Origin of the sequence: Mycobacterium asiaticum DSM 44297 (genome assembly GCF_000613245.1) — a bacterium.
Lineage (GTDB): Bacteria > Actinomycetota > Actinomycetes > Mycobacteriales > Mycobacteriaceae > Mycobacterium > Mycobacterium asiaticum.
Map to the genome: position 1 here is coordinate 888,670 of NZ_HG964936.1, position 11,853 is coordinate 900,522.

Annotated in this window: 11 protein-coding genes and 1 pseudogene; all 12 read left to right on the forward strand. The window is 67.6% G+C overall.

Annotated elements, in window-relative coordinates:
• Positions 1 to 21 precede the first annotated feature (21 nt).
• A complete protein-coding gene (locus BN972_RS04230; protein ID WP_036353239.1) occupies positions 22 to 1,512 on the forward strand; it encodes an amino acid permease in 1,491 nt (496 codons plus the stop codon).
• 120 nt (positions 1,513 to 1,632) lie between these two features.
• The gene (locus BN972_RS04235) at positions 1,633 to 2,889 is read left to right on the forward strand and encodes an alkane 1-monooxygenase (RefSeq protein ID WP_036353241.1); all 1,257 of its coding nucleotides are present in this window, start codon (positions 1,633 to 1,635) and stop codon (positions 2,887 to 2,889) included.
• Positions 2,886 to 3,065: a rubredoxin gene (locus tag BN972_RS04240; protein ID WP_036353244.1), complete on the forward strand. Its 180-nt coding sequence runs from the start codon at positions 2,886 to 2,888 to the stop codon at positions 3,063 to 3,065. The genes BN972_RS04235 and BN972_RS04240 overlap by 4 nt, the downstream gene beginning before the upstream one ends.
• 12 nt (positions 3,066 to 3,077) lie before the next feature.
• A complete protein-coding gene (locus BN972_RS04245) occupies positions 3,078 to 3,260 on the forward strand; it encodes a rubredoxin (RefSeq protein ID WP_036353246.1) in 183 nt (60 codons plus the stop codon).
• Between the two features lie 41 nt (positions 3,261 to 3,301).
• Positions 3,302 to 3,907 (forward strand): TetR family transcriptional regulator AlkX, encoded by a 606-nt coding sequence (alkX, locus tag BN972_RS04250; protein WP_051545272.1) that lies wholly within the window; start codon positions 3,302 to 3,304, stop codon positions 3,905 to 3,907.
• 126 nt (positions 3,908 to 4,033) lie between these two features.
• On the forward strand, positions 4,034 to 5,512 hold the full coding sequence (gene ahcY, locus BN972_RS04255) for an adenosylhomocysteinase (RefSeq protein ID WP_036353250.1): 1,479 nt from the start codon (positions 4,034 to 4,036) through the stop codon (positions 5,510 to 5,512).
• Between the two features lie 84 nt (positions 5,513 to 5,596).
• Positions 5,597 to 6,229: a dTMP kinase gene (locus BN972_RS04260; protein WP_036353253.1), complete on the forward strand. Its 633-nt coding sequence runs from the start codon at positions 5,597 to 5,599 to the stop codon at positions 6,227 to 6,229.
• Between the two features lie 90 nt (positions 6,230 to 6,319).
• The gene (mtrA, locus tag BN972_RS04265; protein ID WP_036353256.1) at positions 6,320 to 7,006 is read left to right on the forward strand and encodes a two-component system response regulator MtrA; all 687 of its coding nucleotides are present in this window, start codon (positions 6,320 to 6,322) and stop codon (positions 7,004 to 7,006) included.
• Positions 7,007 to 7,040: 34 nt separating this feature from the next.
• Complete coding sequence (mtrB, locus tag BN972_RS04270; RefSeq protein ID WP_036353259.1) at positions 7,041 to 8,738, forward strand: MtrAB system histidine kinase MtrB; 1,698 nt, start codon at positions 7,041 to 7,043, stop codon at positions 8,736 to 8,738.
• Positions 8,738 to 10,495, forward strand: coding sequence for an MtrAB system accessory lipoprotein LpqB (lpqB, locus tag BN972_RS04275; protein ID WP_036353262.1), 1,758 nt, complete (start codon positions 8,738 to 8,740; stop codon positions 10,493 to 10,495). Before mtrB ends, lpqB begins: the two co-directional genes overlap by 1 nt.
• A 28-nt stretch (positions 10,496 to 10,523) precedes the next feature.
• On the forward strand, positions 10,524 to 11,354 hold the full coding sequence (locus BN972_RS04280; protein WP_036353264.1) for an LmeA family phospholipid-binding protein: 831 nt from the start codon (positions 10,524 to 10,526) through the stop codon (positions 11,352 to 11,354).
• A gap of 246 nt (positions 11,355 to 11,600) precedes the next feature.
• Positions 11,601 to 11,853 (forward strand): annotated as a pseudogene (locus BN972_RS30150) (hypothetical protein); the annotation flags it as partial.

The following is an 11,853-nucleotide window of genomic DNA, read 5'->3' on the forward strand; positions in this document are numbered from 1 at the left end:
CGCGACGGAGGGGGCTGAAAAGTGGCCGATCGATGGCGCACGAAATCGGTAGAGCAGTCGATCGCCGACACCGACGAGCCGACTACCCGGCTCCGCAAGGACCTCACCTGGCTGGACCTCGTGGTCTTCGGTGTCTCGGTGGTGATCGGCGCGGGGATCTTCACCGTCACCGCGTCCACCACCGGCGACATCACCGGGCCGGCCATCTGGATCTCGTTTTTGATCGCCGCGGCCACCTGTGCGCTGGCGGCACTGTGCTACGCGGAATTCGCCTCGACGCTGCCGGTGGCCGGCAGCGCCTACACCTTCTCCTACGCCACCTTCGGCGAGTTCCTGGCCTGGATCATCGGCTGGAATCTGGTCCTGGAACTGGCCATCGGTGCCGCCGTGGTGGCCAAGGGCTGGTCCAGCTATCTCGGCACGGTGTTCGGTTTCGGCGGCGGTACCGCGCATCTGGGCGCGGTCAACCTGGACTGGGGGGCGCTGCTCATCGTCACGCTGGTCGCCACTTTGTGTGCGCTCGGCACCAAGCTGTCGTCACGGTTCTCCGCGATCGTCACCGCCATCAAGGTGTCGGTGGTGATCCTGGTCGTCGTCGTCGGCGCCTTCTACATCAAGGCCGAGAACTACACGCCGTTCATCCCCAAGCCCGAAGCCGAACACCAGGGTGGGGGAGGCCTCGACCAGTCCGTGTTGTCCCTGCTGACCGGAGCGGGGGGCAGCAATTACGGCTGGTACGGCGTGCTGGCCGGAGCCTCGATCGTGTTCTTCGCGTTCATCGGTTTCGACATCGTGGCGACCATGGCCGAGGAGACCAAGAACCCGCAACGCGATGTCCCGCGTGGCATCCTGGCCTCGCTCGGGGTGGTGACGGTCCTCTATGTCGCGGTGTCGGTGGTGCTGTCCGGGATGGTGTCCTACACCGAGCTGCGCAGCAGGCCGGGCGGGCACCAGGCCAACCTGGCCACCGCGTTCCAGGCGAACGGGATCGACTGGGCCAGCGGCATCATTTCCGTCGGCGCGCTGGCCGGGCTGACCACGGTGGTGATGGTGCTGATGCTCGGGCAGTGCCGGGTGCTGTTCGCGATGGCGCGCGACGGGCTGTTGCCCCGTGGGTTGGCCAAGACCGGTTCGCGCGGTACCCCGGTGCGCATCACCGTGCTAGTCGCGGTGGCGATCGCTGCCACCGCGTCGGTGTTCCCGATCACCAAGCTCGAAGAGATGGTGAACGTCGGCACGCTGTTCGCGTTCGTCCTGGTCTCCGCCGGTGTCATCGTGCTGCGCCGGACGCGCCCGGACCTCGAGCGCGGTTTCAAAGCCCCCTGGGTGCCGTTGCTTCCGGTCGCTTCGGTGCTCGCGTGCATATGGCTGATGCTCAACCTCACCGCCTTGACCTGGGTCCGGTTCGGCGTCTGGCTGGTCATCGGCGTTGCCATCTACTTCGGCTACGGCCGCCGGCACTCGGTGCAGGGCCGACGGGAGGACATCAGCAAGGACACCGCCGGAACTTAGACATAGCCCGCATATTTGGATACATGGTTTACAAAACACCCGTTCGTGTCTAGACACGAGACGGAAACGGCTGTATTGTCCAACCTCAAGTGGTGAGACTCACACAAGGAGGTTTGGCGTATGACCACACAAATCAATCCCGACAACGCGGGTGTGGCCGCATCCGAGTGGCGCGACAAAAAGCGCTACCTATGGCTGATGGGCCTGATCGCCCCGACGGCGCTCTTCGTGATGCTGCCGATCATCTGGGGCATCAACCAGCTCGGCTGGCACTCCACGGCGCAACTGCCGCTGTGGGTGGGCCCGATCCTGGTGTACATCCTGTTGCCGCTGCTGGACTTGCGCTTCGGCCCGGACGGGCAGAATCCGCCGGACGAGGTGATGGAGCGGCTGGAGAACGACAAGTACTACCGCTACTGCACCTACATCTACATCCCGTTCCAGTACGCCAGCGTGATCCTGGGCGCTTACCTGTTCACCGCCTCCAACCTGAGCTGGCTGGGCTTCCCCGCCGGCGGTGGGCTGGGCTGGCTCGGCAAGATCGGTGTGGCGCTCTCGGTGGGCGTGCTCGGCGGCGTCGGCATCAACACCGCGCACGAAATGGGGCACAAGAAGGACTCGCTGGAACGCTGGCTGTCCAAGATCACCCTGGCGCAGACCTGCTACGGACACTTCTACATCGAGCACAACCGCGGCCACCACGTGCGCGTCTCCACCCCCGAGGACCCCGCGTCGGCCCGCTTCGGTGAGACCTTCTGGGAGTTTCTGCCGCGCAGCGTCATCGGCAGCGCCCGCTCCTCGGTCCACCTAGAGGCACAACGCATCCGCCGGCTGGGCCGCAGCCCCTGGGACCCGCGCACCTACCTGTCCAACGACGTGCTGAACGCCTGGGCGATGTCGGTGGTGCTGTGGGGCGTGCTGATTGCGGTGTTCGGTGTGGGCCTGGTCCCGTTCGTGATCATCCAGGCGGTGTTCGGCTTCAGCCTGCTCGAAGCGGTCAACTACCTCGAGCACTATGGGCTGCTGAGGCAGAAGAACCCCAACGGCCGGTACGAGCGCTGCGCCCCGGTGCACAGCTGGAACTCCGACCACATCGTCACCAACCTGTTCCTGTACCACCTACAGCGGCACAGCGACCACCACGCCAACCCGACCCGGCGTTATCAGACGCTGCGCAGCATGGAAGGTGCCCCGAACCTGCCGAGTGGCTACGCGTCGATGATCTCGCTGACCTACTTCCCGCCGCTGTGGCGCAAGGTGATGGACCACCGGGTGCTCGAGCACTACGGCGGCGACATCACCAGGGTCAACCTGCAGCCGCGGCTACGGGAGAAGCTGCTGGCGAAGTACGGCGCCCCGCAGGAGCTCGCGGCATGACGGCTTCCACCATCTACAAGTGTCCCGTCTGTGATTACACCTACGACGAGACCAAAGGCGATGCCCGAGAAGGTTTTCCAGCCGGCACCGGCTGGGACCAGATCCCCGATGACTGGTGTTGTCCGGACTGCGCCGTCCGCGAGAAGCCCGATTTCGAACCCGTCCAAAAAGGTTAGGAGCACACCACCATGAACGACTACAAGCTGTACCAGTGCGTGCAATGCGGTTTCGAGTACGACGAAGCGCTGGGCTGGCCCGAAGACGGCATTGAGCCCGGCACCCGGTGGGACGACATTCCCGAGGACTGGAGCTGCCCGGACTGCGGCGCGGCCAAGTCCGACTTCGTGATGGTCGAGGTGGCGCGGTCGTGATCGGCACGAACATCGCCACGAAAACAGATATCGTCGCGCCTGTGAAGCGGATTCCGTACGCCGAAGCGTCGCGAGCCCTACTGCGTGATTCGGTGCTGGACGCGATGCGGGATCTCCTGCTGACCCGCGACTGGTCGGCCATCACGCTCTCGGATGTGGCTCGGGCAGCCGGCATCAGCCGGCAGACCATCTACAACGAGTTCGGTTCGCGCCAGGGCCTGGCGCAGGGTTACGCCCTGCGGCTGGCCGATCGCCTGGTCGACACCGTCAAGTCCGCGCTCGACGCCAACATCGGCAACATCTACGAGTCCTTCCTGCAGGGGTTCCGGTCGTTCTTCGCCGAGACGGCCGCCGACCCGCTGGTGATCTCGCTGTTGACCGGGGTGGCCAAGCCCGACCTGCTGCAACTCATCACTACCGACAGCGCCCCCATCATCACCCGGGCGTCCGAGCGGTTGGCGACGGCATTCACGCAGACCTGGTTGGCCACCAGCGACGACGACGCCAACGTCCTGTCCCGGGCGATCGTGCGGTTGTGCCTGAGTTACGTGTCCATGCCGCCCGAGGCCGACCATGACGTCGCGGCGGATCTGGCCAGGTTGATGACACCTTTCGCGGAGCGTCACGGCGTGATAAACGTCCCCTGACCCTTCGGCTCCGTTCAGGGGCTTACCGCCGGGCGGCTACAGTGGCTAGAGCTCATATGCAATGAGTTCCAGGCCTGCGTAGCCGCCCGGCTTCCCCGTTAGACCCGCAGAAGGATGAAACACGCAATGACGACGCTCGAAAATTCGCTGACCGCCGACGTTCTCAACGGCATCGACTTCAAGGTTGCCGACCTGTCGCTCGCGGATTTCGGCCGCAAGGAACTCCGCATCGCCGAGCACGAGATGCCCGGTCTGATGTCCCTGCGGCGTGAATACGCCGAGGTCCAGCCGCTGAAGGGCGCCCGGATTTCGGGCTCGCTGCACATGACCGTGCAGACTGCGGTGCTGATCGAGACGCTGACCAGCCTGGGCGCCGAAGTGCGCTGGGCGTCGTGCAACATCTTCTCCACCCAGGACCACGCCGCGGCCGCCGTCGTGGTGGGCCCGCACGGCACTCCCGAGGAGCCCAAGGGTGTACCGGTGTTCGCGTGGAAGGGCGAGACGCTCGAGGAGTACTGGTGGGCCGCCGAGCAGATGCTCACCTGGCCGGACGAGGACAAGCCCGCCAACATGATCCTGGATGACGGCGGTGACGCCACCATGCTGGTGCTGCGCGGCATGCAGTACGAGAAGGCCGGCGTGGTGCCGCCCGCCGAGGACGACGACCCGGCCGAGTGGAAGGTCTTCCTGAACCTGCTGCGCGCCCGCTTCGAGACCGACAAGGGCAAGTGGACCAAGATCGCCGAGTCGGTCAAGGGCGTCACCGAGGAGACCACCACCGGCGTGCTTCGGCTGTACCAGTTCGCCGCCGCGGGCGACCTGGCCTTCCCGGCGATCAACGTCAACGACTCGGTCACCAAGTCCAAGTTCGACAACAAGTACGGCACCCGGCACTCGCTGATCGACGGCATCAACCGCGGCACCGACGCCTTGATCGGCGGCAAGAACGTGCTGATCTGCGGTTACGGTGACGTCGGCAAGGGTTGCGCGGAGGCCGCCAAGGGCCAGGGCGCGCGCGTGAGCGTCACCGAGATCGACCCGATCAACGCGCTGCAGGCCCTGATGGAGGGCTTCGACGTGGTCACGGTTGAGGAGGCCATCGGCAACGCCGACATCGTCGTCACCGCGACGGGCAACAAGGACATCATCTCGCTGGACCACATGAAGGCGATGAAGGACCACGCCATCCTGGGCAACATCGGGCACTTCGACAACGAGATCGACATCGCCGCCCTGGAGCGCTCCGGCGCCACCCGGACCAACATCAAGCCGCAGGTCGACCTGTGGACCTTCGGCGACACCGGCCGGTCGATCATCGTGCTGTCCGAGGGCCGGCTGCTGAACCTGGGCAATGCCACCGGACACCCGTCGTTCGTGATGAGCAACAGCTTCGCCAACCAGACGATCGCCCAGATCGAGCTGTGGACCAAGAACGACGAGTACGACAACGAGGTGTACCGGCTGCCCAAGCACCTCGACGAGAAGGTGGCCCGCATCCACGTCGAGGCGCTCGGCGGCCAGCTGACCAAGCTGACCAAGGACCAGGCCGAGTACCTCGGCGTCGACGTCGAGGGCCCGTACAAGCCGGACCACTACCGCTACTGAGTCGACCCACCCCGCCGAGCGTCACGCCAGCGTGGCGGTCGGTGTCGAGTGCCACGCTAGCGTGACGCTCGATAGGCTCGCGCGGTGCTGATCGCGATCGAAGGCGTCGACGGTTCGGGCAAGCGCACGCTGACCGACGGGTTGCGGGCGGCGTTGCAAGCCGGTGGCAAGTCCGTCGCCACCCTGGCGTTTCCGCGCTACGGGCAGTCGATCACCGCCGACCTTGCCGCGGAGGCGCTGCGCGGCCGGCACGGCGACCTGGCCGAGTCGGTCTACGCGATGGCGACGCTGTTCGCGCTCGACCGGGCCGCGGCGATCGCGGAGATCGAGCGACTGACCGGCGAGCACGACGTGCTGATCCTGGACCGCTATGTCGCGTCCAACGCCGCCTACAGCGCCGCTCGCCTGCACCAGGACGCCACCGGCGATGCTGCCGCCTGGGTGCGCGAGCTGGAATTCGAGCGCCTTGGGCTCCCGGCGCCGGACTTCCAGATCCTGCTCGCGGTGTCGGCCGAGCTGGCCGGGCAGCGGGCCCGCAGCCGGGCGGAGAACGACCCGGGCCGGGCGCGCGACAGCTACGAACGCGACGACGGACTGCAGCGGCGCACCGGTGCGGTGTACGCCGAACTCGCCGCGGCGCACTGGGCAGGACGGTGGCTCGTCGTCGACGCCGACGTCAATCCGGCCGGATTGGCGGCCACTTTGACCGCCGATTAGCACAATTTCGGCCCGATTCGCCCAGATTTGGGCCGATCAAGCAAGAAACGCCCGTGTGGTGCGACAGTTTTGTCCTGATCTGGTGACACCATGGAGTCCATGAGGCAAAGGATTTTGGTCGTCGACGACGACGCTTCGCTGGCCGAGATGCTCACCATCGTGTTGCGTGGGGAGGGTTTCGACACCGCGGTCATCGGCGACGGTACCCAGGCCCTGACCGCGGTACGCGAGCTGCGGCCCGATCTGGTCCTGCTGGACCTGATGCTGCCCGGCATGAACGGCATCGACGTGTGCCGCGTGCTGCGGGCCGATTCGGGTGTGCCGATCGTCATGCTCACGGCCAAGACCGACACCGTGGACGTGGTGCTCGGCCTGGAATCCGGCGCCGACGACTACATCATGAAGCCGTTCAAGCCCAAGGAGCTGGTCGCGCGGGTGCGGGCACGGCTGCGCCGCAACGACGACGAGCCCGCCGAGCTGCTCTCCATCGCCGACGTCGACATCGACGTGCCGGCGCACAAGGTGACCCGCAACGGTGAGCAGATCTCGCTGACGCCGCTGGAATTCGACCTGTTGGTCGCGTTGGCGCGTAAACCGCGCCAGGTGTTTACTCGTGATGTGCTGCTCGAACAGGTGTGGGGATACCGGCACCCGGCGGATACCCGCCTGGTGAACGTGCACGTCCAGCGCCTGCGCGCGAAGGTCGAGAAGGATCCTGAGAACCCGACCGTGGTTCTGACCGTTCGAGGAGTGGGATACAAGGCCGGACCTCCGTGATCCCCCCGGCCGATGATGCAAAGCGGCGCCGGCGTTGATATGGGGATCGCGGCGACGTAGTCGAGGTCGGTGGGGGCGCTCGGGCCCCATGGCTCGCGGTATGAGCGCGCTGAGCCGCGCGGTGGCCGTGGTCTGGCGGCGTTCGCTGCAACTGCGGGTCGTGGCTCTGACCCTTGGCCTCTCTCTGGCGGTGATTTTGGCGCTGGGCTTCGTGCTGACCAGCCAGGTCACCAACCGGGTGCTCGACGTCAAGGTCAAAGCGGCGATCGACCAGATCGAACGGGCGCGCAGCACGGTGAGCGGGATCGTCAACGGCGAGGAGACCCGCTCGCTGGACAGCAGTCTGCAGCTGGCCCGCAACACGCTGACGTCCAAAACCGATCCCGCCTCCGGCGCCGGGCTGGCCGGCTCGTTCGATGCGGTGCTGATGGTGCCCGGCGACGGCCCCCGCGCCGCCTCGACCGCCGGCCCGGTCGACCAGGTGCCCAACGCACTGCGCGGCTTCGTGAAAGCGGGACAGGCCGCCTACCAGTACGCCACCGTGCACACCGAGGGGTTCTCCGGGCCGGCGCTGATCGTGGGCACACCGACGTCCTCGCGGGTGGCCAACCTCGAGTTGTACCTGATCTTCCCGCTGGTCAACGAGCAAACCACCATCACCCTGGTGCGCAGCACGATGGCCACCGGCGGCGTGGTGCTGCTCGTGCTGCTCGCCGGCATCGCACTGTTGGTCTCGCGGCAGGTGGTGAACCCGGTGCGCTCGGCGTCCCGGATCGCCGAGCGCTTCGCCGAGGGCCACCTGTCCGAACGGATGCCCGTGCGCGGTGAGGACGACATGGCCCGGCTGGCGGTGTCGTTCAACGACATGGCCGAGAGCCTGTCCCGCCAGATCACCCAGCTCGAGGAGTTCGGCAATCTGCAGCGCCGCTTCACCTCCGACGTCAGCCACGAGCTGCGGACGCCGTTGACCACCGTGCGCATGGCCGCCGACCTGATCTATGACCACAGCGCCGACCTCGATCCGGCGCTGCGACGCTCCACCGAATTGATGGTCAACGAGCTGGACCGCTTCGAGACGCTGCTCAACGACCTGTTGGAGATCTCCCGGCACGACGCCGGCGTCGCCGAGCTCTCGGTCGAGGCGGTCGACCTGCGCACCACTGTCAACAACGCGCTGGTCAACGTCGGCCACCTGGCCGAGGAGGCCGGCATCGAGCTGCTGGTGGACATGCCAACCGACGAGGTGATCGCCGAAGTGGATGCCCGCCGGGTGGAGCGGATCCTGCGCAACCTGATCGCCAACGCGATCGACCACGCCGAGCACAAACCGGTCCGAATCCGGATGGGAGCCGATGTGGACACCGTCGCGGTCACCGTCCGCGACTACGGCGTCGGCCTGCGGCCCGGCGAGGAGAAACTGGTGTTCAGCAGGTTCTGGCGCTCGGACCCGTCCCGGGTGCGCCGCTCCGGCGGCACCGGCCTGGGGCTCGCGATCAGCATCGAGGATGCCCGCCTGCACCAGGGCCGGCTGGAAGCCTGGGGCGAGCCCGGCCAGGGCGCCTGTTTCCGGTTGACGCTGCCGCTGGTGCGCGGCCACAAGGTCACCACCAGCCCGCTGCCCATGAAACCAATACCGCAGCCGGTCCCGCAGCAGCCGAACGGACAACCCGCCGCCCCCGAGCACCCAGCCGAGCAGCAGCGGCAGCGTGAGCCCGCCGAGTGGGGCGGGTAATGCGCAAGCTCCTCATGCTGCTGATGACGGCGGTGCTGCTGGCCGGTTGCGCGAGCGTGCCCAGCTCGTCGGCGCCGCAGGCGATCGGCACCGTCGAGCGCCCGGCACCGTCGAACCTGCCCAAACCCACCCCGGGCATGGACCCCGACGTGCTGCTGCGCGAATTCCTCAAGGCCACCGCCGACCCGGCCAACCGGCACCTGGCGGCGCGGCAGTTCCTCACCCAGTCCGCCTCCAATTCCTGGGACGACGCCGGTAGCGCACTGCTGATCGACCACGTCGTGTTCGTCGAAACCCGTGGCCCAGAACGGGTTTCGGCCAACATGCGGGCAGACATCCTGGGCTCGCTGTCCGACGTCGGCGTCTTCGAGACCGCCGAGGGCCAGCTGCCGGATCCCGGCCCGATCGAGTTGGTCAAGACCTCGGGCGGCTGGCGCATCGACCGGCTGCCCAACGGCGTGTTCTTGGACTGGCAGCAATTCCAGGCGACGTACAAACGCAACACCCTGTACTTCGCCGACCCCACCGGCAAGACCGTGGTGCCCGACCCCCGCTATGTGGCGGTGTCCGACCACGACCAGCTGGCCACCGAACTGATCTCCAAACTGCTGGCCGGGCCGCGCCCGGAGATGGCGCACACGGTGCGCAACCTGCTCGCGCCGCCGCTGCGGCTGCGCGGACCGGTCACCCGGGCCGACGGCGGCAAGAGCGGCGTCGGAAAGGGCTACGGCGGCGCCCGGGTCGAACTGGAGAAGCTCGCCACCACCGACCCGCACAGCAGGGCGCTACTCGCCGCGCAGATCATCTGGACTTTGGCCCGTGCCGACATCCGCGGCCCCTATGTGATCAACGCCGACGGCGCCCCGCTGGACGACCGATTTGCCCAGGGCTGGAACACATCTGACGTCGCCGCCACCGACCCGGGCGTCGCCGACGGAGCCGGCGCCGGCCTGCACGCGCTGGTGGGAGGCTCGCTGGTGGCGCTGAACGGGCAGCGCATCGATACCGTGCCGGGTGCTTTCGGGCATATGGGCGACCAGACCGGGGCGGCCCTGTCCCGCAGCGGGCGGCAGGTGGCGTCGGTGGTCACCCTGCGCCGCGGCGCTCCGGACATGGCGGCGTCGCTGTGGATCGGCGATCTCGGCGGTGACGCGGTCCAGTCCGCCGATGGCCACAACCTGTCCCGTCCCAGCTGGTCGCTGGACGACGCGGTCTGGGTGGTCGTCGACGCCAACAACGTGCTGCGCGCCATCCAGGAGCCCGCGTCCGGTCAGCCGGCCCGCATCCCGGTCGACTCGACGGCCGTGTCCAGCCGCTTTCCCGGGCCGATCACCGACCTGCAGCTCTCGCGGGACGGGACACGGGCAGCGATGGTGATTGGCGGACAGGTCATCCTGGCCGGTGTGGAGCAGACCCAGGCCGGTCAGTTCGCCCTCACCTATCCGCGGCGGCTCGGCTTCGGCCTGGGCACCTCGGTGGTGTCGCTGTACTGGCGGACCGGGGACGACATCGTGGTGACCCGCAACGACGCCACCCACCCGGTGTCCTACGTGAACCTGGACGGAGTGAACTCCGACGCGCCCAGCCGCGGACTGCAGATCCCGTTGTTCGCTATCGCGGCAAATCCGTCCACGGTGTACGTGGCGGGCCCACAAGGGGTACTTATGTATTCGGCGTCGGCGGCGGAAAACCAACAGGGCTGGTCGGAGGTCGCGGGCTTGATGATCGGTGGGGCGGCGCCGGTTCTGCCGGGTTGATTGGCGTTACCTAGGAGGCGGTTGTCCGATGTCGCCGAAGGTTCCGTTCCTGCGCTGGGATGATCCGTTCCGCGCGCTCGACGCGCTGGCCTCGTTGTGGTCGTCGACCGGCTTGCCGTCGGTCAGCGCGGCCACCACCCAAGCCGCGACCGTGCCCTACCGGACGTTGTTCGCGACGTTGCAGCAGCTGCTCGTGGGCAAGGACGTCACCGTGCGCATTGGCGAGCACGACGTGCGGCTGACCGTCACCGAGCTGGAATCGGAGCTGGACCCGCAGGGGCTGGCGGTCGGACAGCTCGGCGAGGTTCGGGTGGCAGCCCGCGACATCAGCTGGGACGACAGCCGGCTTCAGAGCGCGGTCGCCGTGCTGCGCAACGTGCATATCCGGCCCGGCGTCCCGCCCCTGGTCGTGGCGGCGCCAGCGGAGTTGTCCACCGAGTTGCCGAAAGAGGTCTTCGACGGCGTGCTGGAACAGGCGGCGCCGCACCTGCGCAGCGAGCTGGGCGAGGACGGGACCACCCGGCTGCGCTGGGCGCGGCGGCCGGGGTGGGGCGGCCTCGAGGTTGACGCCGAGGTGACGGGGACGACGTTGTGGCTGCGCCCGCGGGCACTGGTCACCGGGCAGCGCCGCTGGAAGCTGCCGGGGCGCACCCCGGCGTATCAGGTGCCGCTGCCTGAGCTGCCGCACGGACTGATGATCACCGGCGTGGAGATGGCGGAGGACTCGCTGCGGGTCTCCGGCCTGCTGCCCGAGTGGCGCATGGAGCTGCCGATGCGGGCGCTGGAAGACCTGATCACCCGGTTGAGCCAGGGGGCGCTCAGCTTTAGCTGGCCGTCGCTGCTGTGGCGGTCGGACTGATCTTTGCTACGCCATCTCGTCCGGTTACTCGGGCGCGGTCACGGGCGGGGCCCCGACACCCGGCTCGTCCGGTGAAAAACGCTGGCAAATCACCATTTGGGAAAGAGGCGATCACGACCCAGCGGGGGCGCGGTATCGGTTCGGCATCCAACAAATCGCTGCTCTAGGCAAGGATTCGGCGCGCCGATACGGTTCGGCATTGTCGAATGACTGCGGGGGCGATGGGGAACATGAACGGAGTTGGCGTTGCCGATCAAGAATCGATTCTGCGTAGCGGTTGCTGCCGGCGCGGGGTTGTGTGGTGCGGCTCTGGCCTTCAGTCCGGGCGCGGGGGCAACCCCGTTCCGGACCGGCGGCGCGAGCTGCATTGAGCAGCAGGCCGGGTTGGGTGCGGCGGCACCCGTCGTGCTGCCCGGTCCCGTAGCCGGTGCCGTGCCGCTGGCGCCGATCGTGCCACCGGTGCCGATTGTGCCGCGCTCGCGGGCCACCGCCCGTGCGG